The 23370-nt window shown below is 44.5% G+C and carries 29 protein-coding genes; 27 read left to right on the forward strand and 2 right to left on the reverse strand.

Annotation, left to right across the window (positions count from 1 at the left end; all coding sequences use genetic code 11):
• From N596_RS08105 to N596_RS10275, 17 genes are all read left to right on the forward strand, one after another.
• On the forward strand, nt 1-1104 hold the full coding sequence (locus N596_RS08105) for a family 8 glycosyl hydrolase (protein WP_006595140.1): 1104 nt from the start codon (nt 1-3) through the stop codon (nt 1102-1104).
• 206 nt (nt 1105-1310) lie between these two features.
• Nucleotides 1311-1688 carry a DUF1033 family protein gene (locus N596_RS08110; protein ID WP_023027558.1) on the forward strand — a complete coding sequence of 126 codons (378 nt, stop codon included), beginning with the start codon at nt 1311-1313 and terminating at the stop codon, nt 1686-1688.
• 106 nt (nt 1689-1794) lie between these two features.
• On the forward strand, nt 1795-2754 hold the full coding sequence (gene comGA, locus N596_RS08115; RefSeq protein ID WP_023027559.1) for a competence type IV pilus ATPase ComGA: 960 nt from the start codon (nt 1795-1797) through the stop codon (nt 2752-2754).
• The gene (gene comGB, locus N596_RS08120; protein ID WP_023027560.1) at nt 2678-3700 is read left to right on the forward strand and encodes a competence type IV pilus assembly protein ComGB; all 1023 of its coding nucleotides are present in this window, start codon (nt 2678-2680) and stop codon (nt 3698-3700) included. The genes comGA and comGB overlap by 77 nt, the downstream gene beginning before the upstream one ends.
• Nucleotides 3697-4014 carry a competence type IV pilus major pilin ComGC gene (comGC, locus tag N596_RS08125; RefSeq protein ID WP_023027561.1) on the forward strand — a complete coding sequence of 106 codons (318 nt, stop codon included), beginning with the start codon at nt 3697-3699 and terminating at the stop codon, nt 4012-4014. Before comGB ends, comGC begins: the two co-directional genes overlap by 4 nt.
• The gene (comGD, locus tag N596_RS08130; RefSeq protein ID WP_243635769.1) at nt 4004-4408 is read left to right on the forward strand and encodes a competence type IV pilus minor pilin ComGD; all 405 of its coding nucleotides are present in this window, start codon (nt 4004-4006) and stop codon (nt 4406-4408) included. Before comGC ends, comGD begins: the two co-directional genes overlap by 11 nt.
• Nucleotides 4374-4667 (forward strand): competence type IV pilus minor pilin ComGE, encoded by a 294-nt coding sequence (gene comGE / locus N596_RS08135; protein ID WP_042361331.1) that lies wholly within the window; start codon nt 4374-4376, stop codon nt 4665-4667. Before comGD ends, comGE begins: the two co-directional genes overlap by 35 nt.
• The gene (gene comGF, locus N596_RS08140; protein ID WP_042361447.1) at nt 4651-5103 is read left to right on the forward strand and encodes a competence type IV pilus minor pilin ComGF; all 453 of its coding nucleotides are present in this window, start codon (nt 4651-4653) and stop codon (nt 5101-5103) included. The genes comGE and comGF overlap by 17 nt, the downstream gene beginning before the upstream one ends.
• Nucleotides 5069-5515, forward strand: a complete 447-nt coding sequence (gene comGG / locus N596_RS08145) for a competence type IV pilus minor pilin ComGG (protein ID WP_006595132.1) — start codon at nt 5069-5071, stop codon at nt 5513-5515. Before comGF ends, comGG begins: the two co-directional genes overlap by 35 nt.
• 31 nt (nt 5516-5546) lie before the next feature.
• The gene (locus N596_RS08150) at nt 5547-6500 is read left to right on the forward strand and encodes a class I SAM-dependent methyltransferase (RefSeq protein WP_042361332.1); all 954 of its coding nucleotides are present in this window, start codon (nt 5547-5549) and stop codon (nt 6498-6500) included.
• A gap of 48 nt (nt 6501-6548) precedes the next feature.
• Nucleotides 6549-7745 carry an acetate kinase gene (locus N596_RS08155; RefSeq protein WP_023027566.1) on the forward strand — a complete coding sequence of 399 codons (1197 nt, stop codon included), beginning with the start codon at nt 6549-6551 and terminating at the stop codon, nt 7743-7745.
• Between the two features lie 152 nt (nt 7746-7897).
• A complete protein-coding gene (locus N596_RS08160; protein ID WP_258025867.1) occupies nt 7898-8572 on the forward strand; it encodes a CPBP family intramembrane glutamic endopeptidase in 675 nt (224 codons plus the stop codon).
• A 158-nt stretch (nt 8573-8730) separates the two neighbouring features.
• Complete coding sequence (folP, locus tag N596_RS08165) at nt 8731-9687, forward strand: dihydropteroate synthase (protein ID WP_023027568.1); 957 nt, start codon at nt 8731-8733, stop codon at nt 9685-9687.
• Nucleotides 9688-9703: 16 nt separating this feature from the next.
• Entirely contained in the window at nt 9704-11008 is a 1305-nt protein-coding gene (locus tag N596_RS08170) for a bifunctional folylpolyglutamate synthase/dihydrofolate synthase (RefSeq protein ID WP_023027569.1), read from the forward strand.
• Nucleotide 11009: 1 nt separating this feature from the next.
• Nucleotides 11010-11564, forward strand: coding sequence for a GTP cyclohydrolase I FolE (folE, locus tag N596_RS08175; RefSeq protein WP_023027570.1), 555 nt, complete (start codon nt 11010-11012; stop codon nt 11562-11564).
• A 26-nt stretch (nt 11565-11590) separates the two neighbouring features.
• On the forward strand, nt 11591-12415 hold the full coding sequence (gene folK / locus N596_RS08180; protein WP_023027571.1) for a 2-amino-4-hydroxy-6-hydroxymethyldihydropteridine diphosphokinase: 825 nt from the start codon (nt 11591-11593) through the stop codon (nt 12413-12415).
• A 342-nt stretch (nt 12416-12757) separates the two neighbouring features.
• Nucleotides 12758-12913, forward strand: coding sequence for a hypothetical protein (locus N596_RS10275; RefSeq protein ID WP_023027572.1), 156 nt, complete (start codon nt 12758-12760; stop codon nt 12911-12913).
• 109 nt (nt 12914-13022) lie between these two features.
• Here the strand turns inward: N596_RS10275 and N596_RS08185 are convergent, their stop codons facing one another.
• Entirely contained in the window at nt 13023-14507 is a 1485-nt protein-coding gene (locus N596_RS08185) for a DUF1846 domain-containing protein (RefSeq protein ID WP_023027573.1), read from the reverse strand.
• A 158-nt stretch (nt 14508-14665) separates the two neighbouring features.
• Nucleotides 14666-15730 carry a glutamyl aminopeptidase gene (gene pepA / locus N596_RS08190; RefSeq protein WP_023027574.1) on the reverse strand — a complete coding sequence of 355 codons (1065 nt, stop codon included), beginning with the start codon at nt 15728-15730 and terminating at the stop codon, nt 14666-14668.
• 146 nt (nt 15731-15876) lie between these two features.
• Here pepA and N596_RS08195 point away from each other — a divergent pair, with 146 nt between their 5' ends.
• The 10 genes from N596_RS08195 to N596_RS08240 all read left to right on the forward strand — a co-directional run bounded on the left by N596_RS08195 (nt 15877) and on the right by N596_RS08240 (nt 23355).
• On the forward strand, nt 15877-16167 hold the full coding sequence (locus N596_RS08195; protein WP_023027575.1) for a DUF4651 domain-containing protein: 291 nt from the start codon (nt 15877-15879) through the stop codon (nt 16165-16167).
• The gene (locus N596_RS08200) at nt 16164-16481 is read left to right on the forward strand and encodes a thioredoxin family protein (RefSeq protein WP_023027576.1); all 318 of its coding nucleotides are present in this window, start codon (nt 16164-16166) and stop codon (nt 16479-16481) included. The genes N596_RS08195 and N596_RS08200 overlap by 4 nt, the downstream gene beginning before the upstream one ends.
• A 14-nt stretch (nt 16482-16495) precedes the next feature.
• Nucleotides 16496-17122: a YtpR family tRNA-binding protein gene (ytpR, locus tag N596_RS08205; RefSeq protein WP_023027577.1), complete on the forward strand. Its 627-nt coding sequence runs from the start codon at nt 16496-16498 to the stop codon at nt 17120-17122.
• Nucleotides 17123-17358: 236 nt separating this feature from the next.
• On the forward strand, nt 17359-17754 hold the full coding sequence (locus tag N596_RS08210) for a single-stranded DNA-binding protein (RefSeq protein WP_023027578.1): 396 nt from the start codon (nt 17359-17361) through the stop codon (nt 17752-17754).
• 221 nt (nt 17755-17975) lie between these two features.
• On the forward strand, nt 17976-18962 hold the full coding sequence (locus N596_RS08215; RefSeq protein WP_023027579.1) for a substrate-binding domain-containing protein: 987 nt from the start codon (nt 17976-17978) through the stop codon (nt 18960-18962).
• Complete coding sequence (locus N596_RS08220; protein WP_023027580.1) at nt 18962-20281, forward strand: sensor histidine kinase; 1320 nt, start codon at nt 18962-18964, stop codon at nt 20279-20281. Before N596_RS08215 ends, N596_RS08220 begins: the two co-directional genes overlap by 1 nt.
• The gene (locus tag N596_RS08225) at nt 20278-20964 is read left to right on the forward strand and encodes a response regulator transcription factor (protein ID WP_023027581.1); all 687 of its coding nucleotides are present in this window, start codon (nt 20278-20280) and stop codon (nt 20962-20964) included. Before N596_RS08220 ends, N596_RS08225 begins: the two co-directional genes overlap by 4 nt.
• Nucleotides 20961-22268, forward strand: a complete 1308-nt coding sequence (locus N596_RS08230; protein WP_023027582.1) for an ABC transporter substrate-binding protein — start codon at nt 20961-20963, stop codon at nt 22266-22268. Before N596_RS08225 ends, N596_RS08230 begins: the two co-directional genes overlap by 4 nt.
• A 134-nt stretch (nt 22269-22402) precedes the next feature.
• Nucleotides 22403-22843, forward strand: a complete 441-nt coding sequence (locus N596_RS08235; RefSeq protein ID WP_023027583.1) for a PTS sugar transporter subunit IIA — start codon at nt 22403-22405, stop codon at nt 22841-22843.
• 17 nt (nt 22844-22860) lie between these two features.
• Nucleotides 22861-23355 carry a PTS sugar transporter subunit IIB gene (locus tag N596_RS08240; protein WP_023027584.1) on the forward strand — a complete coding sequence of 165 codons (495 nt, stop codon included), beginning with the start codon at nt 22861-22863 and terminating at the stop codon, nt 23353-23355.
• The last annotated feature ends 15 nt before the right edge of the window (nt 23356-23370 follow it).

Here is a 23370-nt window from a genome sequence, read left to right on the forward strand (position 1 = left end):
ATGAGAACAAAAAAAATGAAATATTTATGGTTTGTGGTCATCCTGGCAGTCTTTTGTTTGACTCTCTTCTTGGCTCGGACAAGAAGCAAGGTGGAGATGCGGAACCGCCTCTATCGTCAATGGACGGAACACTACCTCGTGACGGATGGAAAACAGTCCTATGTTCGTACGACTAACAGTGACCAAGAAACGGTTGTCTTATCAGAAGCGCAAGGTTATGGCATGCTAATCACAGTAGAGGCTGCCAAGAAAGACCTAGCCAATCAAGAGGATTTTGACCGTCTGTATCGGTATTATCAAAACAATCGCTTAGACGATACCCAATTAATGGCTTGGAAACAAATCATCAAAAAAGGGGAGCTTTCATCTGAGCATCAAAATGCGACGGATGGTGATCTATATATAGCCTATGCCTTGATGGAGGCAGCAAAACAGTGGCCTGAAAAAGGTAAAGGCTATCAACAGCAAGCCAAGGCTATCTTGGACGATATTCTCAAGTACAACTACAATGAGACAACGGGTGTCTTGACCGTTGGGAATTGGGCCAATCAAGATTCCGAATTCTATCACTTGATGAGAACCTCTGATACCCTTCCATCCTTTTTCCAATCCTTCTATGAGTTGACTGGAAATGAACAATGGTTAAGTATTAAAGAGAAGATGTTGGCCCAGCTTGACGCTATCAGTTCACAAACTAAAACAGGCCTTCTGCCAGACTTTATGTGGGTAGATGAACAAGGAGCGCGTGTAGCGGATCCAGATACCATCGAATCCAAGTACGATGGTGCTTATTCTTACAATGCTTGTCGTCTGCCATACAACTTGGCTCAAAGCCAGGACAAGACCAGTCAAAAATTGGGCAAGAAGATGCTGGATTTCTTCATGAAGCAACGGAATATCTATGCAGGCTATGATCTGAAAGGCAATGCCCTTCATCAGTACCAAGCAGCTAGCTTCATTGCTCCGGTATCTTATGCGGCTGAAAATGGAGATGGCTATCTCAAATTGGTGCAGCAGAACAAGTTTATCTTTATGCAAGATCTATCAACAGAAAATTATTACGATGCAACCATGACAACCATGATTGCCCTTCAATTGTTCTAATGGATCATCATTTGAAAAACTGAGAACTTTAGGTTCTCAGTTTTTTCTTGTCAAAAAATAGCCTTTCTCTCCTCCATAAGGGGAGATTTTGAAAGAAAAGCATGAAAATGTTCGGAAAATTTACTTTATCTTTCTTTCATAAGCAGAATTCTTTTGTTATCAAAGGATTTTATATATAATATTGGATACAAAGGACGGAGAGAAACATGTATCAAGTGATTGAAATGTATGGGGATTTCGAACCCTGGTGGTTTTTAGAAGATTGGGAGAAGGACATTGTCGCTAGTCAAAGATTTGATGACTATTATGAAGCCCTAAAATATTACAAACGCCAATGGTTACTTTTAAGAGAGCAATCTCCATTATTTAAAAGTAGAAGTGATTTAATGACAATTTTTTGGGATCCTGAGGATCGCCGCTGGTGTGAAGAATGTGCGGAATATGTGCAGCAGTACCATTCGGTTGCCCTATTAGAGAATGACCAGCAGATTCCGAGAAGCAAGCGCCGTCCAGGCTACGAAAAGGAGAATGCTCACACGGCTCATCGCTCTTGTAAGCTAGACAACGAGACAAATCAGTTATAGTAAGAGAAATTCAATATGTAGTTGAGTTTCTTTTTTTTTTACTTTTTTTCCAAATCGAGTGCTAGTTGGCTATTTATTTGCGAATTATATAGTGAAAGGAGGAAATATGGTTCAAGAAATTGCACAATCCATTATTCGAATGGCCTCGAGTGCCGAAGCTCAGGATATTTATTTTGTTCCTCGAGCGTCAGACTATCAGCTCTTTCTAAGGGTTGGGGATGAGAGACGGTTTATTGAGACTTATTCGCAAGAACAAATGGTAGCGGTCATCAGCCATTTTAAATTTATGGCAGGGATGAACGTGGGGGAGAGGCGGAGGAGTCAGTTAGGCTCCTGTGACTATTCTCTAGGAGATAAGGTCTTGTCCTTACGCTTGTCCACAGTGGGGGACTATAGGGGATATGAAAGTTTGGTCATTCGCCTGCTCCACAATGAGGACCGGGAGCTCCGTTTCTGGTTCGATCAACTGCAAGAGCTAGAAGAGAAGGTGAGTAAGCGGGGGCTCTACTTATTTGCGGGTCCAGTCGGATCGGGGAAGACGACACTGATGCATGCCCTAGCCAAGAAAAAATTTTCGGGGCAACAAGTCATGTCGATTGAAGATCCGGTAGAAATTAAGCAAGAAGAAATGCTGCAATTGCAACTCAATGAAGCGATTGGCATGACCTACGATAGCTTGATTAAACTTTCTTTGCGCCATCGTCCGGATCTTCTCCTTATCGGAGAAATACGCGACACGGAGACAGCTCGTGCAGTTATTCGGGCTAGTCTGACAGGTGTGACAGTTTTTTCCACCATCCATGCCAAGAGCATTCCTGGGGTGTACGAACGCCTGTTGGAGTTGGGGGTGAGTGAGGAGGAGTTAAGGGTTGTTCTTCAAGGGATCTGTTACCAGCGTTTGATAAAGGGAGGAGGTGTCACTGACTTTGTCATCCAAGATTACCAAAACCATTCCAGTCAAAAGTGGAACCAGCAAATTGATACACTTTATGAAGCGGGACATATTGAGTTGGATCAGGCGCAGGCCGAAAAAATTATCGATTGCCAAGCAAGAGCATGTCATTGAGCTCTTTCACAATCTCTACAGTAGTGGCTTTCATCTATCAGAGGTCATCGACTTCCTACGTCGGAGCCATTTGGTAGAGGCAGATTTTGTTGAAAGAATGCAAGTTGGACTTGCCAACGGCAAGCCCTTGTCAGCCATTCTTTCTGATCTAGGCTTTTCCGATCAGGTAACGACTCAATTAGCACTGGCAGAGCAGCATGGAAATGTCACCTTAAGTTTAGAAAAAATCCGTAGCTACCTGGAAAATCTGACCCAGGTTCGAAAGAAACTAGTTGAGGTGGCCACCTATCCAGTACTATTGTTGGGATTTTTGATGTTCATTATGCTGGGTCTGAAAAACTATCTCTTGCCTCAGTTGGAGAGTCAAAATGGTGCGACACGATTGATCAGTGTCTTTCCCCAGTATGTTTTGTTAGGAAGTGTGTTACTAGCAATTGGAGTTTTGATTCTCCTCTTCCTAGGTCGTCGAGCCAAGCGTCTGGCCCTTGTTTCGTTTTTGGCTACCCTTCCTTTTCTTCGCCCCTTCTTACAGGATTATCTGACGGCTTTTTATGCTCGAGAATGGGGGAGTATGATTGCCCAAGGGTTGGAGCTGAATCAAATCTTTCCTATGATGCAGGGGCAACGTTCCCGTCTGTTTCGTGAGATTGGACAGGATTTGGAAGTAGCCTTGGCTCGGGGGACTTCTTTTTCTGACCATATTCAGACCTATCCTTTCTTTAAGCGAGAGTTGGCCCTCATGATTGAATATGGAGAGGCCAAGTCCAAGCTCGGTAGTGAGCTGGAGATCTACGCAGACAAGACCTGGGCAGGCTTTTTCCATCGTTTGAACAAGGCTATGAATGTCGTCCAACCACTGGTCTTTGTCTTTGTCGCCCTTATGATTGTTTTGCTCTATGCAGCCATGTTGCTGCCTATTTATGAAAATTTGGAGGTTCCTTTATGAAATCATTGCGTACACTCAAAGTAAAAGCTTTTACGCTGATTGAAATGCTAGTTGTTTTGCTGATTATTAGTGTTCTTCTCTTGCTCTTTGTTCCGAACTTGACCAAGCAGAAAGATTCGGTAACGGATACAGGAAATCGAGCAGTTGTCAAAGTTGTGGAGAGTCAGGCTGAGCTCTATGAACTCAATCATCAGAATGAAAAAGCCAGTCTTTCTAAGCTTGTCGCAGAAGGACAAATCACTCAAAAACAAGCAGAAGCCTACCGTGCTCACTATGTGAAGAATGCAGGTGATCACCGTGCGGTTGGAGATTAAGGCTTTTACCCTTCTAGAGAGCTTACTAACTCTAGGTATCGTCAGCCTTTTATGCTGGCTGCTAGCTGGATCAGTTCATCAGGGCTTTGGGCAGGTGGAAGAAACATTGTTTTTCTCAGAATTTGAACGGGTCTATCAAGAGACACAAAAGATGAGCATTGCAAGAGAGGAAAGAACCCTCCTTTCCATCGACCATGTGGGGGTTCACAGCCCCTATCAAGAACTGCCACTTCCAAAAGGGGTGAAACTGATTAAAGAGAAGCAACTAACGTTTGATCCAGCAGGAGGCAATTCAAGCTTGACCAAGATTCAATTTCAGACAGAGAAAGAGGTGGTGACCTATCAGTTGGCAATTGGGAATGGAAAAATTAAGAAATCGACAGCTCCCCGCTAGTCTCTTGTTAGAAGGGCTAATCGCCCTAGCGATGTTCGGCGTCCTAACGACCCTTGTTCTGGGAGAGCTGGGCCAGTCACGACAGCAACGCTTAGAAGAATTGAGGCAAGCAGAAGTCTTGCGAGTCGCAAAAATGGCCATCCAGACAAGGCAGGATCAATTAACCATCAATCAGGTCAGTGTTCAAGTGGAGAAATCGGCTAAGTCCTTAAAGGTCTACCAAGAAGGAAAGGTTGTGATTGCTGTTGAAAAGAAATAAAGTTCCAGCCTTTACTTTACTGGAAGCCTTGGTTGCCCTGCTCGTCATTAGCGGTGGTTTATTGGTGTTTCAAGGATTGACAAGCCTCTTGCGTCAAGAGCTCCAGTACCAAAGTCAAATCAAGCAAGAAGAGTGGTTGCTCTTTCAGGACCAACTGGACATTGAATTATCTCGTAGCCAATTTGAAGAGGTCAGAGACAATAAACTCTATCTTGTTCAGGATCAGAAACCCATAGCCATTGGATTGGCTAAAGGGGGAGATATCCGAAAGACAGATGCGACTGGCCGTGGCTATCAACCGATGATAGACGGAGTCGAATCCGCCTTGATTGAAAAAAGAGGGGATTTGGTGTCTATTCAACTTCGCTTTGCAGAAGGATTAGAAAGGGAGGTGGTCTACCGTGTGGTGGAAAAGGATAAAAAAGAAGCAGATTGAGGCCGGGATCCTTCTTTATGCCCTTTTTATGTCGGCGGTTTTTAGTCTCTTGCTTCAGTTTTACCTGAACAGACAAGTGGCAGAGAGACGGATCCTCCTTGCTAGTCAGCACCGGATCCAGGCTTATGCGCAAGCTCAATTGGCGATTGATACTTGGGATCGGGAAGAAAAAACCATAACCTTCTCAACTGGTCGAGTCGATTTGGAAGAAAAATCGGGCTTTGCCAACGTAACGAGTCACTTACAAGATGGGGGAAGCTATCATTTCACCTTTGCTCTACCTCCTCGTGAAAAGAAAAAAACCGACAAGAAGGAAAAGGAGAAGCAGGCTCCAGATTCGGCCACAGACCACCCGACCACGACTGAGGAAGAGAAGCCTCAGGCCTTCGAAAAGCATAGCGAAAACTCTTAAAATTTGATATGATTAAGAGATGGAGGAAAGCATGAATTTCGAAAAAATTGAGAAAGCCTACGGCTACCTATTAGAGAATACCCAAACTATCCAAAATGATTTGCAGACCAACTTTTATGATGCTCTAGTTGAGCAGAATGCCATCTATCTGGATGGGCAAACAGAGTTGACTCTAGTGAAGGAAAACAACCAGCGCCTGAAGGACTTGAACTTAAACAAGGAAGAGTGGCGTCGTTCCTTCCAGTATCTTTTGATGAAGGCTGCCCAAACAGAGCCCCTACAGGCCAATCACCAATTTACGCCAGATGGGATTGGATTTCTTCTGGTCTTCCTAGTGGATCAGTTGGCGAGTTCCGATCAAGTAGATGTGCTAGAAATGGGGAGTGGAACAGGGAACTTGGCCCAAACCTTGATGAACAACTGTCAGCGTTCCTTAGATTATTTGGGCTTGGAAATTGATGATCTCTTGATTGACCTTGCGGCTAGTATGGCAGAAGTGATGAAGGCGGATGTGAATTTTGCCCAAGGTGATGCCATTCGTCCACAGGTTTTGAAAGAGAGTGATGTGATTATCAGTGATTTACCTGTCGGTTATTATCCAGATGATGCCATTGCAAGTCGTTATCAGGTCGCTTCCCCTCAGGGCCACACCTATGCCCATCATTTATTAATCGAACAATCGTTAAAATACTTAAAGCCGGGTGGTATCGCTATTTTTCTAGCTCCGAATGATCTGTTGACGAGCGAGCAGAGCCCTCTCTTGAAAAAATGGATGAAGGATCATGCTCAGGTCTTGGCCATGGTTACCTTGCCAGAGAACCTCTTTCGATCAGCTAATCTAGCAAAAACCATCTTTGTTTTGCGCAAGCAAGAAGAAGCAGTGGTCCAACCATTTGTCTATCCCTTAACCGATTTGCAAAATCAGGAAGACGTCATGAAATTCCGTGAAAGTTTTCAAAACTGGAATAAAGAAAGTGAAATTTAAACAAAATTTTGCTATAATAGGGGTGAAAACGCTTAAAGAGGTAAAAAAATGACGAAAACAATTGCAATTAATGCAGGTAGTTCAAGTTTGAAATGGCAATTATACCAAATGCCAGAAGAAACAGTTTTGGCAAAAGGTCTCATCGAGAGAATTGGACTCAAAGATTCCATTTCCACAGTAAAATTTGATGGTCGAGCAGAAAAACAGGTTTTAGATATTGAGAACCACACACAAGCAGTTAAAATCCTTCTAGATGATTTGATTCGTTTTAATATTATTGCTTCCTACGATGAAATCACTGGAGTAGGACACCGCGTCGTTGCAGGTGGTGAGTACTTCAAAGAGTCTGCTCTTGTAGATGAAGAAGTCATTCAAAAGGTTGAGGAACTTTCTTTGTTGGCCCCATTGCACAACCCTGCAAACGCTGCTGGAATTCGCGCCTTTAAAGAGTTGTTGCCAGATATTACTAGCGTGGTTGTATTTGATACCTCTTTCCATACGACAATGCCTGAAAAAGCTTATCGTTATCCTCTTCCAACTAAATATTACACTGAAAACAAGGTTCGTAAGTATGGAGCTCACGGGACTAGCCATGAGTATGTAGCACACGAAGCGGCTAAGCTTCTTGGGAAACCAATCGAAGAGTTGAAATTAATCACCTGTCACATTGGGAATGGGGCTTCTATTACAGCGGTAGACAAAGGAATTTCAGTAGATACTTCTATGGGCTTCACACCACTTGGTGGAATCATGATGGGAACACGTACAGGGGATATTGACCCTGCCATTATTCCGTACTTAATGGAGAACACAGAAGATTTCAAAAATCCAGAAGATATCAGTCGTATCTTGAACCGTGAATCTGGTCTTCTAGGAGTGTCTGAACTTTCTAGTGATATGCGTGATATTCACGAAGCCATGCGCAATGGGAATGATAAGGCGCTTTTGGCAAACGATATTTTTGTTGATCGTATTAAGAAATACATCGGGCAATACTTTGCTGTCTTGAATGGAGCAGACGCCATCATCTTTACAGCTGGTATCGGAGAAAACTCTAAAACGATCCGTGGACAAGTCATTAACGGGATGACTTGGTTCGGCTGTGCTGTAGATCCAGAAAAGAATGTCTTTGGTGCAGAAGGAGATATTTCAACAGCGGATGCTAAAGTGAGAGTCTTGGTCATCCCAACGGACGAAGAATTAGTCATTGCCCGTGATGTTGAACGCTTTAAAAACAAGAGATAAGACTTTTATTCTAAAAAAACAAGAAAGAAGAGGCTGATTCGAAACGCCTCTTTTTTCTGTTGTGTGACTTCTGCTTGGGCTTGCCCCAGTAGCTCATCTATGCTATACTAGAAAAATAGTTTGATAATCGAGGTAAAATAATGGAAAATTGGATGGAGAAAAAATGGATTTCAAATGGTCTATGGTTACTAATTGGAATACCGCTATTGTTTGCAACTCAACTACCGATGGTCGCTTTGATCTTGGGGATTGAAAATGCTTGGTCAAATTGGACGATCAATAGCCTGGTCCTTGGGGTTACCATGCTTCTCGTCTATTTGCTTTGGTGGTTTATGAAATGGAGTCCACTTGATCCACTAGATTTTTCACGAATCAAAGGCAGAGATATTGGGCGAAATTTCCTTTATTTTCTCCTTTTGATGGCCAATAATGCTCTTGGGGTCAACCTCCTCCGACAGTTGGGAGAGACGACGACGGCTAATCAAGAGACCATCCAAGGGGTGGCTTCCTTGGCCCCTCAGCTGGCAATGGGGTTGCTCATTGTCGTAGTGGCGCCTTTAGGAGAAGAAATTATCTGTCGAGCTGTGATTCCCCGCTTGATCTTTAAGGGGCACGAAAAAATTGGTTATTTGGTTGGGGCTCTTGTATTTGCCTATTTACACACACCAAGTAATCTTGGTTCCTGGATCATCTATGGTGGCATGTCCCTCATCTTGACTTGGGTCGCCTACCGCTACAAACGAGTAGAATATTCTATTTTATTGCACTTTACCTTGAATGCTTTTGCCTTTCTGATAACTGTTCTGGTTTCTTTTCTTCCTGCTTAAAATATGGTAGAATGATAGGACCAATGGGTTTTATTCAGAAGCTTTGGTCAGCTACCAAAGAAGCATCTAGGCGCAGATAGAGACAAACTCAGAGGTTGGAATCATTCTAACCTCTTTTCTATGCTTGGTTGGCTTTTCTTAGAAAGATGAAGGAAGATATGTCAAAGAGTGAATGGAGACAACTAGGCAAGGATCGGACCCTTCTATGTGGCATCCTCAATGTCACCCCCGATTCCTTTTCAGATGGGGGGCGTTACCAAACGGTAGAAAGAGCTCTGGAACAGGCTCGCAAGCTAATTGCAGAAGGGGCAAGGATGCTGGATATTGGTGGAGAGTCCACACGTCCAGGGAGTCACTTCGTAGAGATCCAAGAAGAGATCCAGCGGGTCGTACCAGTGATTGAAGCGATTCGAGCAGAGAGTGATATCTTGATATCGGTTGATACTTGGAAGTCAGAGGTTGCTCGTGTAGCTCTAGAAGCTGGAGCAGACTTGGTCAATGATATTACAGGCCTGCTTGGGGATCCGCAAATGGCGAGGGTGATTGCAGAAGCTCGTGCTGGAGCCATTCTTATGTTTAATCCAGTCATGGCTCGTCCTCATCATCCAAGTTCTGTGATTTTTCCGTCCTTTGGTTTTGAGCCGGCCTTTTCATCGGAGGAGCTAGCGCAGTTTGAAGGTCTTCCTATCCAAGACTGTATGTGGGCCTTCTTTGACAAGAGTCTTGAGAGGGCAGAGGAAGCAGGATTGAGTCAGGATCAACTCTTCTTAGATCCTGGGATCGGTTTTGGCTTGACCAAGCGGGAAAACCTCCAACTCTTGCAGAACCTAAAAACCATTCATGCCAAGGGCTATCCGATCTTTTTAGGAGTCTCTCGTAAGCGCTTTGTGGTCAATATTCTAGAAGAAGAGGGATTTGAGACCGACCCTGAAACGAAAGAAGGATTTTACAATCGGGATTTGGCCTCAAGCCATTTAACGAGTATGGCTGCCAGCCAAGGGGTAGAAATCGTTCGCGTGCATGATATACCTCTTCATAAGATGGCAGTAGCTATTGGTAGTGCCATCTACCAAGCTGATCAAGCGCCGGACCTTCATTTAAAACAATATCGCTAAAGAAAAGAGAAGAGATATGACAGTAGATCTCAGTTGGTTAGCTAGGTATCGTTCTTCCGAGCCCCATTTCGGCTTGGAACGAATGGAAGCCCTGCTAGCCTTGAGGGGGAATCCTCACCTCGCCTGTCCTGTAATCCATCTAGCTGGGACCAATGGGAAAGGATCAACCCTAGCTCATTTGCGGTCTTTACTAGAAGCTAAAGAGTTGCGGGTTGGTGTTTTCACTTCCCCCTATCTAGTTTCCTTTAATGAGCAAATCAGTATTAATGGGCTTCCCATCTCAGATCAGGATTTAGAAACTTATCTGTCCCTCTATCAGGACTTACTTGCAAAAAACAGTTCTGATCAGACCTTACGTGGCTTGACCGAGTTCGAGTTGCTGACCGTCCTGGCTTTTGATTATTTTGCAGCAGAAAAGCCGGATGTGGTCATTTTGGAAGTGGGCATGGGTGGTCGTCTCGATAGTACCAATGTTTGTCAGCCTATTTTGACAGCCATCACGACGATTGGTCTCGATCATGTGGCACTCTTAGGACCTGATTTAGCCTCGATTGCACGGGAGAAGGCAGGGATCATCAAGGAAAAGATTCCGGTCTTGCTAGGCCGGATGGAACTAGAAGCCCAAGAAGTCATTGTGCAGCAGGCCCGCCACCTATCTGCACCAGTAGAGTTGCTAGGACAGGACTTTTTAGTTGGCTACCAAGAATCTTTGGCTGATGGAGAAGTTTTTCATTATCGGAGCCAGTATCGGGAAGAACTGCAACTGAAGACAGGGTTATTGGGACTTCATCAAGTAGACAATGCAGGTCTGGCATTAGCTCTCTGCGATACCTTCTGTCAAGAAAAGGGGCTCTCCCTCTTGAACCAAGAAGAAATCCTCCAAGCTTGGGAGGGTGTCCAGTGGCCGGGACGCTTAGAGGTCATTTCTAGCCAGCCTCTCATCATTCTAGATGGCGCCCATAATCCGCATGCAGTAGCCCCTCTTGTAACCACCATGAAAGAACGTTATGGACAACTGGACAAGCAAGTCTTGTTTACCTGTATCCAGACCAAGGCGATCGAGGAGATGCTGGATCTATGGAGTGGACTAGAAAAGAGTTCGTTGACCTTGACGACCTTTGAAGACCCACGGGCCTATTCCACAAAAGAAATGCAGGAAATAGCCCATCAAAAAGGCCTGCCTTATCATGAGTGGAAGCTATTTTTAACGAATTATATAGAAAAAGAATCGCAACAAACTGATCTCCTCTTAGTGACGGGATCCTTGTACTTTTTGGCTCAAGTGAGAGCCTTTCTAATCGAAGAAATCAGTAGGAGATGACATGAATACAAAGAAAATTCAAGAAGCCGTGAAGATGATTATTGACGCAGTCGGTGAAGACGGAAACCGTGAGGGCTTGCAAGAAACCCCAGAACGCATTGCCAAGATGTACCAAGAGATTTTTGCAGGGCTTAACCAAACTGCGGAAGTCCACCTATCAAAATCTTTTGAGATTGTGGACAACAATATGGTGGTGGAAAAGGATATCTTCTTCCACTCTATGTGTGAACACCATTTCTTGCCCTTCTATGGTAAGGTCCACGTTGCCTATATCCCCAATGGGCGCGTAGCAGGTCTATCTAAGTTGGCTCGGACGGTGGAAGTGTACGCCAAAAAACCTCAAATCCAGGAGCGCTTGACAGTGGAAATCGCGGATGCCTTGATGGAGTATCTGGGAGCACAGGGAGCTCTTGTTTGGGTGGAGGCAGAGCATATGTGTATGAACATGCGTGGAGTGCGGAAACCAGGAACGGCTACTGTGACGACAGCGGCGCGTGGCTTGTTAGAGACAGATAAAGACCTGAAAAACGAAGCTTATAAACTGATGGGACACTAACCCCTAGATGAACTGAGGTGACTATCGTGGATCAATTACGGATCAAAGATTTGGAAATTTATGCCTATCATGGTGTTTTTTCCGCTGAAAAGGAATTGGGGCAGCGTTTTGTCCTGGATGTTTGTGTCGATTATGAGATGACAAAATCGGCGCGGACGGGTGATTTGACGGCTTCGATCCATTATGGAATCTTAGCTGAGCAACTGACAGACTGGCTTCAAGCTGAGAAGATCGATTTGATTGAGACAGTGGCTTTTCAGCTAGTGGAGAAAATTTTTGCGACCTATGAATTTGTCAGAAAGGTTCGACTCGAGTTGAAAAAACCTTGGGCTCCAGTCCCTCTGCCTTTGGATACTTGTTCGGTCACGATTGAACGAGAAAAAAGACGGGCCTTTATTGGTTTGGGAACCAATATGGGCGATAAGGGACACCAGTTGGCAACAGCTGTATCCAAATTAGAAGAAAAGGGGCTCACTATTCTCCAAACCTCTTCTCAGATTGAGACAGCGCCTTGGGGAGGGGTCGAGCAAGATAGCTTCCTTAACCAAGTCGTAGAGGTCGAAAGCTGGTTTACGCCCCAAGATCTCATCGATACGCTACTCGGAATCGAACGAGAAATGGGCCGGGTCCGTGAGGTGAAATGGGGACCACGTGTCATCGATTTAGATCTCCTTTATATGGAGGATCTGATACTCTATAGTACAGATTTGATTCTCCCACATCCTTATGTGGCAGAACGAGCATTTGTCCTAGAATCCTTAAATGAAATTGCTCCTTACTTTGTGGATCCTGTCCAAAGAAAACAGATCCGACAACTGTGGGAGACTGTGAAAGAAACAAAAGATACATAAACTGTTTCTTGATATAAAACAACCTAAGTGATGTTGAAAAGAAGCAAATGCTCCATATTATTAGGTTTATTCAAACATGTACAGGAACTTTCAGCGGTGAAAAAAGTGCTAGAAACAATAGTGTTTCTAGCACTCGGGAGTTTTGGAACCTTAGATCCAAAACTAAGTCATGGAACTTCTTCGAAGTTCGCTGACGTCCGTACTCACCTAAGGAAAGTTTCTAATATTACTTTGTATTCAATCAGAGGTAGCTGATCCAAGGGTCAACTACCTTTTTTCACCTTGACAAGTTGTTTGAGCAGGACTATACTGAGCTTAACTAGACTAGGAGTGGAGGGGCTGATGAAATCTTATCTTGTAAGATGGTTGATCGCGATTGTCTTGGCTGTTCTTTTTCTTTGGGTGAGTTTGGAAACGGACTTACTTCCAAAAGAAGTGTATCCAATCCTCCTTGTCCTGATGCTGGTTGTGGGGCTCTATCTTTTTAAGGAAAAGTAATTCCCCATCCAACTAACATACGAAAAATCCCTTGGGTGCCAACTGTTTCGGGTACTCAAGGGATTTTTTGTATATGGAGCTAAGAGCAACGGTCTAGCCTTGGTTTTCTTTATTTGCGGTACAAGCGATCGTATTGGTAAACTGGATCCATGGTTACATGGATACCCAGTTTGCGAAGAACGTTCTTATCTTCGTCTGTCAACATCACTGTTGAATGAGCTTCGCTCCCTTTCAATCGACCTAATTCTTGCATGGCAAGATTAGCCTCTGGATGGTTCATGGCGGTAATGGCTAGGGCGATGAGGATTTCATTTGAATGGAGGCGAGGGTTGCGGCTGCCCAAGTGGTTGATCTTCAAGCCTTGGATTGGTTTCACATATTCTGGCTCAATCAACTTAGTTTCTTTATCAATATTGGCCAATTTCTTGATGGCGTTGATGAGAACAGCTGCCGTTGGACCAAATAAGTCAGAGGTCTTACCTGTCACGATTTCTCCATTTGGTAATTCGAGGGCCAAGGCAGGATCACCAGTCTCTTCTTCTTTTTGGCGGGCAAGGATGGTGACTTGGCGATCTTTTGGTGAAATACCTAAGTCGTTCATCAAGAGTTCAATTTTCTTAATAGCCCCACTGCCAACACGCTCCGCTTTCACATCCAGAATGGTTTGGTAGTAACGGCGGATAATTTCTTGCTTAGAGGCTTCAATCGCTGCGTCATTGTCCACGATGGCAAAGCCGACCATGTTCACTCCCATATCCGTTGGGGAAGCGTAAGGAGATCTTCCTAAGATGCGTTCCAACATCCGCTTCAAGACAGGGAAGATTTCGATATCTCGGTTGTAGTTGACCGTTGTTTCGCCATAGGTTTGGAGGTGGAAGGGGTCAATCATATTGACATCGTCAAGGTCTGCAGTAGCAGCTTCATAGGCCAAATTGACTGGGTGATGCAAAGGTAAGTTCCAAACTGGGAAGGTTTCAAATTTAGCATAACCAGACTTGATGCCATTCAATTGGTCATGGTACATGTTGGACATACAAGTAGCCAATTTACCAGAACCAGGACCAGGAGCTGTCACGACAACGAGATTGCGGCTAGTTTGAATGTAGTCGTTTTTCCCCATTCCCTCAGGAGAAATGATGTGGTCCATATCCGTTGGGTAGCCCTTAATTGGGTAGTGAAGATAAGAAGCAATGCCATTTTTTTCCAACTGTTTACGGAAAAGGTCTGCGGCTGGTTGACCAGCATACTGAGTGATGACGACAGAGCCAACATAGATGCCCAATTCGTTGAATTTATCGATCAAGCGAAAGACCTCTTGGTCATAAGAGATTCCTAGGTCGCCACGGGCTTTTGAATGCTCAATGTTATTGGCATTAATAGCAATCACAATCTCCACTTGGTCACGAAGTTCTTGGAGAAGCTTAATTTTGTTATCTGGTTCATAACCAGGAAGGACACGAGCAGCGTGGAAATCTTCCAACATTTTTCCCCCAAACTCTAGGTAGAGCTTGCCATCAAATTGGTTGATGCGCTCGAGGATGTGATCGCGTTGCAAATTCAAATACTTTTCGGAACTAAAAGCTTGTTTCTTCATTTAAACCTCCAATAAAGAAGCGAGGGTGATCTTTAGCGGTGCTCCGCCTTTCACATAAGGAAAGGGGAGTGCAAAAGAACACCCGTTGCAATATTCAATCTGTATTATATCAAAAAAACCCCAAGATGGGGATTTTAAACAATTATTTTGGAAAAATATTAATAATTCTTAATTAAATCAACGGTTGAACGATCCAATTTTTTGACCAAGGCTTGAAGGAAGGCTTGGGCTTGAAGGAAGTCATCCATAGCGTAAAGAGTCTGGTGGGAGTGGATGTAGCGCGCGCAGACTCCGATGGTAGTAGATGGCACTCCACCGCTTCGTAAGTGGGCTACTCCAGCATCTGTTCCGCCTTTTCCACAGTAGTATTGGTACTTGATGCCGGCTTCTTCAGCGGTGGTGAGGAGGAAGTCTTTCATATTTGGCAACATGAGATGACCTGGATCAAAGAAACGAAGGAGGGTTCCTTCTCCGATAGCTCCTTGGCCTCCGTAGACATCTGCTGCTGGAGAACAGTCAACAGCCAGGAAGATTTCTGGATCAAACTTGGTCACAGAAGTCCCTGCACCGCGCAGTCCGACTTCTTCTTGGACAGTCGCTCCGACATAGAGTTCGTTTGCTAGGGCTTGTCCAGAGAGGGCTTGTGCCAATTCGCTGACCATCAAGACCCCATAACGGTTGTCCCAAGCTTTGGAGATGATGTTTTTCTGATTGGCTGTTAAGATTGCAGTGCTTTCAGGGACCAAGGTGTCGCCTGGACGGATTCCAAAGCTCTCGGCTTCTTCTTTGTTGGCAAAGCCACCATCAAAGACAATATCCCCGATTGCTGGAAGGGCAGGACCGTTTGCGCCACGTGTCAAATGCGGAGGAACAGATCCAGAAATGACAGGGTAGGAATGGCCATCGCGGGTCAAAAGGGTGAAACGTTGGCTACTAACCACCATAGGGTTCCAACCACCGATTTCCACCACGCGGAAGGTGCCGTCTGCCTTGATCTCACTGATCATAAAGCCAACTTCATCCATATGGCCTGCGACCATGATGCGAGGAGCATCAGCCGCTTCTGAGTGGCGTACCCCAAAAATGCTTCCCAAGCCGTCTGTGACCACTTCATCCACATGTGGAGTGATCTGTTTGCGTAGATAATCGCGAACAGGCGCTTCGTGGCCAGAGATGGCAGGAAGTTCTGTTACTTCTTTGATTTTAGAAAATAAATCAGTCATAAGTTACCTTCTTTCTGATTGTTATTTTATCACTTTTTTAGTCGAGATGGTAGTGGCAGTTGACGGGAATGAAAGCAGATCGTCATGATGGGGAGATCTATTTTCCTTCGTTGTCCCAGCTTGTATTTTGTGTTACAATATGAGGTATGAAAGCTAAAAAAATCATTTTATCCAGCCTTGCAGTAGCTAGTGCAAGTGCTCTTGCCCTTGGGGCCTATAAAATTGCCAAAGATCAAAAACGTCTACGGACGCAAGAAGAGTTAGTCGCAGAAGTCCGTGAGCAAATGGAGAATATGGGGAAGATTGCGACCCTTTATGTGGAACTCTATGAATCAAGCGAAGAGCGTCTGGTAGGAGGGCTCATTTTTGAAGATGAGCGCCACTATCGCTTTGTCTATGAAGAGGGTCTCCTTCACTATGAAGAGGAAAAACTATGATCATTCCGCAGTCTTTAGAGGAGTTAGCTAGCTACGTCGAGCAAGAAGGAAAGAAGGTTTTCTTCTTTTCAGCGGATTGGTGTGGCGATTGTCGGTATATCCAGCCCTTTTTGCCAGAGATTGAAGCGGAAAACCCTGAATTTACCTTCATTTTGATCGACCGAGACCAGTATCTAGACCTGGCTAAACTTTGGAATATCTACGGCATTCCGAGTTTAGTGGTACTAGACGGGGATCGGGAACTGGGGCGTTTCGTCAATCGTGATCGCAAAACCAAGGCTCAGATTTCAGAATTTTTAGCAGGATTGAAGTAGGAGAAAGAGAAAGAATGATTGTAACCTATAATAAAGAACAAGTCGGCGATGTCTTAATGATTACCTTGAAAAACAGTGGGGATGCCAAGTTAGCAGTAGAGCGTAAAGGCAAAGTAGCCCGTGTCTACCGTGAAGACAAGCAAGAAACCGTAGCCTGGAATATTTTTGAGGCTTCGACTTTCTTTGACCTTGAAGGCAAGGGGCAAATTTTCTTGAGTGATGAGCAGGTTGCACGCCTCAATCAAGAATTGCAGGCTGAAGGATTTGCAGAGGTCTTGGTCAATGACAAGGAACCTAAGTTTGTCGTGGGGCAAATCGTGGAAATGGTGGCTCATCCAGATAGTGACCACCTCAACATCTGCCAAGTGGCTGTTGGACCAGACAAGACAGTTCAAATCGTAGCAGGTGCGCCAAATGCCCGTGAAGGTCTCAAGACGATTGTGGCTCTTCCAGGTGCTATGATGCCAGATGGCAGCTTGATTTTCCCAGGAGCCCTTCGTGGAGAAAAGAGCTTTGGCATGATGTGTAGTCCACGCGAATTGCACTTGCCAAATGCTCCACAAAAACGTGGGATTATCGAATTGCAAGATACAGAAGAGGTGGGAACTCCCTTTGACCCTGCCCGTCACTGGCAAGGATAAGAGAGTGGGACAGAAATCGATAATTCGTTAGAATTCGATTTCGTTGTCCCACCTCCGCACAGTTGAGTAGGGCTGTAAAAGCTGATGAATTCAGCGTAGTAGAGCCCACTCAACCACTGCGTCTCGCTCGATAATCCAAAGACAATTGAGAGGCTAGGACTTTTGTCCCAGTTTCTTTTTTATTTTTTCCTCAAATGGCTAAAAAACTACGAATTATATAAGTAGGAGGAAGAAATATGTACAATAAAGTAATTTTAATCGGGCGCCTTGTGGCTGACCCAGAGCTTCATAAGACCAGTACGGACAAGTCCGTTGCGCGTGCGACCCTGGCTGTCAATCGTCGTTATAAGGATCAAAATGGCGAGCGGGAGGCGGACTTTATCACCCTAGTGGTCTGGGGGAAATTAGCAGAGACCCTTGTCTCCTATGCCAATAAAGGGAGCTTGATCTCTGTGGACGGTGAGCTTCGAACCAGACGCTATGAGAAGAATGGAACGACCCAATATGTGACAGAAGTACTCTGTCAAGGCTTTCAGCTCTTAGAAAGTCGTGCTCAACGAGCGATGCGGGCTAATGGAGCAGGAGGAGATTTAGCGGATCTGATCCTCGAGGAGGAAGAGCTTCCCTTTTAACTGAAGAGAACGGTGCAGCTGGTCAGCTGTGTCGTTTTTTCTTTTTCGAAACTTCTCACGGAAGTTGCAGGGGTAAGTCATCATATGGATTTATGAGTAAAACGCATTCATTTCCTAAAGACCTTCAAGCTCTTGATAAAAAATGCTATAATACAAGGTATTAAATACGAACAAAAAATCTTTATATAGTAAAATAGTTCGTTCTTTTAAGAGGAGAAGAGATGGGGTTAGAAGAGGAAGCTGTTCAAAAGAAACACAATCGAGTGATGATCTATACGATATTTTGGAGCCTGGTTTTTGTGGTAGTGGTCATCTATTTGAATGCTAGCCAACTAAAACCGGTAAAAGGGCAGATGCGGATTGGTGTGACCTACATGACCATGAACAATGAATTCTACCAAACACTGAATGCAGAGATTGAACGAGTGGCTGACGAAAAAGGGGATTTGCTTCTAGTTCGTAATCCAGAATTGGACGAGGAAAAACAAAGTCAGCAAATAGATTATTTTCGTCAACAAAAGGTCAATGTGATTGTGATTAATCCTGTAAAAGGAGATAGCCCTAAAATCATTGCTTCCTTAAAGAGAGCCCAACAGGCAGGGATTAAAATCATTGCAGTGGACAGTCAGCTCAGCCATTTCACGGTGGATGCCAGTGTGGTGTCGGATAATTACCAAGCAGGGGTCTTGGTAGCACAGCGCTTGATGAAGCAGAAAAAAGAGGCGAAAATCCTCCTCTTAGAGCATAAGGGGACGATATCGGCAGAGCAACGGATTCAAGGGTTCTTAGATACGATTCAGTCGGAACCTGCCTATCAGATTGTTGGGAGAGAAGAGACTCGTGGGCAAACGGAATTGGCCCTGCCAGCTGTTTCCCAGGTCATTCAGGACGGTCTTGCATTTGATGCTGTCGTGGCCTTAAATGATCGGGCAGCCATCGGAGCTTTAGCAGCGATTAAGGAAAATCAATTAGCTATGCCGATTTCTATTTATGGAATCGATGGCTCTCCGGATATGAAGGTTTTGCTTTCGACGACGGATGATATTGAAGGGACAGTTGCTCAATCTCCTCTTAAAATGGGAAGACAGGTGATGCAAGTGATTGAGTGCATGAGGACAGGTAAATCCTACAAGGAGCAATATAAGATCCCAGTAGAGATGATTGATAAGGATAATGTTGACCGATACGATGTCAACGGGTGGCAGTAATGACCAAGCTCCGTGGTATTCGTTATAGTTTGATTTTATTAAAAATCATTAATTTCATCGCCATTTTATTTAGCAGTTCGCTCTACCTACATGCGACCAATTACATCATTGCCAAGGGGCAAGGGTATCAATTATTGGAGCAATTAAGAGCAATACCGAGTTCACCAGCTCAAAATTTTTGGATCTCCATTCTTCTCTTTGGAGGGATTCTTCTCATTACCTTTTATCGGATGCGTCAAGGGACACAGGAGTGGTCAGTTTTTGACAAATGGAATATTCTAGAAATACTGCTGATGCTAGGTGTCATGATGGCCCTCAGCTTCTCCTACAATGGGATCATCCTCTTGGTATTTGCTGATATCTTTTACGGTTCCAAAGAGTTTAGTAGTTCCAAAGATAGGCGCTACTGGTTTGCCTTTATCCTTCTGAGTTTTATAGTCCTCCTTGTGACCAATTATGACATTCTTTCTCTAGTTGTGCAATTGCCTTCGCTAGATGCCTATATTGCCTTCTATCCTTCATCGATTCGGATGCTCATCCTATTCGCTAAAAATGCGCTAGCTTCTTTAAATATGGTTGTCTTTATTATTTCTCTTCTCTTTTACATTTTATCGGTAGTGGCAGAGCACCATCGGATTGAAAAAGAGTTAGAAATGGTTTCGCAGGTTAATACGGAATTAAATAGCTACATGGCCCTTTCGGAAAAGATTGCGGAGGATCGGGAGCGCAAGCGAATAGCACGGGAAATTCATGATACTCTGGGCCATGCCTTGACGGGTATTTCTGCAGGGATTGATGCAGTTGGGGTTTTGATTGATATTGACCCTGGTCGTGCCAAGACCCAGCTTCAATCGGTCTCTACGGTGGTACGAGATGGAATCAAGGACGTCCGGGGCTCTTTGAACAAGCTTCGGCCAGGTGCCTTGGAGGACCATACCTTGAGGGATGCGGTTTTGAAATTGGTTCACGAATACCAAGCTATTTCCAACTTACAAGTCGAGCTAACCTATGACTGGGATGATGTAGATCTGGATGTCATGGTGGAGGACACCGTCTTTCGAGTGATTCAGGAGTCCATGACCAATTCTGTCCGCCACGGTCATGCGACCTACATGCAGATTTCATTTTTGGTGGAAGATGCCTATGTCATGATTCTCCAAGATAATGGGGTCGGCTTTGACCAACTACAGGTCGGCTATGGCTTGAAACAAATGCGAGAGCGGGTCTCTATCTTGGGAGGAAGGATAGAATTTGCCAATCGAAATGGATTTTATACACGAATTGAATTGCCTAAAGAAAAAGGAGGAAAGATCTTATGATCAAAGTAATGATTGCGGATGACCAAGCACTGATTCGCGAGTCGCTCCAAATTATTTTGTCTGCCCATCAAGATATTCAGGTGACTTCTGCAGTGGCGGACGGTCACGAGGTGCTAGAACGAATCCCTAAAGATCGACCAGATGTCGTATTGATGGATATTCGTATGCCCAAGATGGATGGCGTGATGGCGACAAAAGAAGTCAAGGAATGCTTCCCTGAGGTTAAAATCATCATTCTGACCACCTTTGACGATGATGATTTCATCTTTCGTGCTTTGAAATATGGAGCTTCAGGGTATTTGCTTAAAGGGGCTTCAACAGAGGAGCTCTACCAAGCCATTCAAATTGTTTATCATGGGGGAGCCATGATAAACCCTAATATTGCTAGTAAGGTTTTTCAGATTTTTTCTCAGATGGCTCAGAGCAATTACACAATCTCCGTTTCTGAAGAATATGTGAGCGACTTATCCCTGACTGAATGGCGGATCATCCAGCAGGTTGGTTTTGGGGAGTCTAATAAGGAAATCGCAGCCAAACTTTTCCTGTCTGAGGGAACGATTCGGAATTACCTGTCAACCATTTTGTCTAAGTTGAACCTGCGAGATCGGACCCAGCTAGCTATTTGGTCTGTTCAAAAAGGTGTGACCACTAAGGATTTTGGAACAGAAAGTGATGGCCGATGAAGAAAAAACGTAAGATACGAGGTACCAGATTTTTTCTAGGGATCTTCTTGCTTCTTCTGCTTGCTGGAGGGATTTGGTGGCGGCGTCAGCCAAGGATTGTCCGTTTGGGGGTCTACGCAGGATCTAGCTGGGATGTACCCACCCAAACAGAAGAAAAAGTCTTGGACCAAGCGATTGCTCGTTTTGAAAAAACGCATCCAGGGGTAAAGATTGTCTATGAAAGCGGGATTCCGAAGAATAAGTATGCGAACTGGTTAGCCAATCAGATCCTCCATGGACAGGAGCCAGATCTCTATATGGTATCCAGTACAGAGTTGCCAGTGTTAGCGGCGCGTGGGGCGGTGGAAGATTTGACCCCCTTGATGGAAAAACAGGTCGATCCTTCTCATTTTTATCCAGTTGCTCTAGAAGCCGGCAAGTACAAGAATCGTCAATATGCCCTCCCATTTGAGAGCAATCCTGTTTTGATGTGTGTCAATAAGGATTTATTGGAAAAGGAAGGGATTGCTATTCCGAAAGAGGGGTGGACCTTGGAGGAATTTTATGCTATTTGTCAAAAAGTGACGAAGGATACGGATGGAGATGGGGAGCTAGATCAGTTTGGAAGTACAGATTATACTTGGCGAGAGGCCTTGGCAGCCTACGGGGGACAGCTGTTCCGCCAGGATAACATTAGTCTGACGAGTAAAGAAATGAAGCGCTCGCTCTATTTTGTCGAAAAACTTGAAGCTCTTCATGGGAACTTCAATGTCACTTCCAAGGATTTTGATGAAGGAAAGGTCGCTTTTTATCCGATGACCTTGGCCCAGTACAGAACTTATAAACCATATCCCTATCATGTTGCCAAGTATTCGAATTTCACTTGGACCTGTATCCCTATGCCCGGGGCTTCTGGCTCTACTCCATCAACCTTAGTGGAGACGTCCTTATTTGCTCTGTCTTCTCGGGCCAGTGCTAGCAAGGAGGCCAAGGAATTCATGGAATTTTTGACCCAGGACCAGCAGGTCCAGCAGGAGCTCTTTCGGCAGTCGCAGGGGACCTCTGTCCTCCCTTCGGTGGTCAATAGTTCGGAAAGTCGGGACCTCCTTAAAGCGGATGACTTTGGGTCCGACTCCCTGACGAATCGGACCCTGGACCGAATTATGAAAAAAGCTGTCCTAAGCACTCCTGGGAACCTGCCAACTGATATCTGGGATCGATTGGACTATCTCATTCATAATGCCCTTAAAGCAAAAGATATTGATAATCAATTGCCTCAAATTCAAAAGATTATTGAGGAAATGCTTCGGGAAAAGTTTCGTTAAGAAGAACTAGGCATCTGTCAAGTGACAGATGTCATTTTTTTATTGACAGATGTCAACTTTTCTTTGTGACAAATGACAATAGTAAAACGCTTTCAAAAGCAATACAATAAGGTCATCATAAAGGAGGCGAAAGGATGAAGTATCTGGTATTAGTCAGTCATGGTGGACTGGCAGAAGGTCTGAAAAGTTCACTGGCAATGTTTGCTGGGGATAAGATAGATCAGGTGATTGCGGTCGGACTGAAAGAAGGCAAATCGGTAGATGATTTTGCTCATGATTTTCGTCAGGCTCTAGCACCTTTGGCAGATGAGGACTCTGTCTTAGTTCTAGCGGACATTGTAGGTGGAAGTCCTTTGACAACAGCTGCAACGGTGCTAGAGGAAGAAGGAAAGCTGGGTTCAGCCTTGATCTTAGGTGGAATGAACTTGACCATGGCGCTGACAGCAGTTGTGATGAAGGACATGATGGAGGGGGCAGACTTAGCCCAAGTGATTTTATCCGAAGCTTCCACTGCCTTACAAGAATTTGCCCTTGCTTCAGTAGAGGGTGATGATGAAGAAGACGATGATATTTAATTTAGGGAGGTTAGAAAATGGTAGTATCATTTGTACGCATTGATGACCGTATGATCCACGGTCAAACAGTAACTCGATGGGCTAAAGAAAAGCCTTGTGATGGCTTAATCGCCGTCAACGACACAGCAGCTTCCAATAAGGTCTTGATCCAAGCCTATAAAGGGGCTTCAGATAAGAAAACCTTTGTTTGGACCAAGGAAGCTTTCAAGGAAAAATCTGCAAAAGTAACTGAATCAGAAACTCGCTATTTCTTGATTACCAAGAACCCCATCGATATGAAAGAAATTTTGGTCGACCAAGGATTTGTTCCAGGGGATGTCAAAGAAATCATTGTCGGTCCTGCAAATGACCGTCCGGGTGCTGTGAAATTGGGGAACAACCAATCCATCACCCAGGAAGAAGCAGAAGCTATTGAAGCTATTCAGGCTGCTGGTTACAAGGTAAAATTCCAGTTGTTACCAGATGTGTCGATTGGTTACTGGGATGATTTTAAATCAAAATTCGGATTCTAGAAAGGGGAGCACATT

It is taken from the genome of Streptococcus ilei, from assembly GCF_000479335.1.
Taxonomy (GTDB): domain Bacteria; phylum Bacillota; class Bacilli; order Lactobacillales; family Streptococcaceae; genus Streptococcus; species Streptococcus ilei.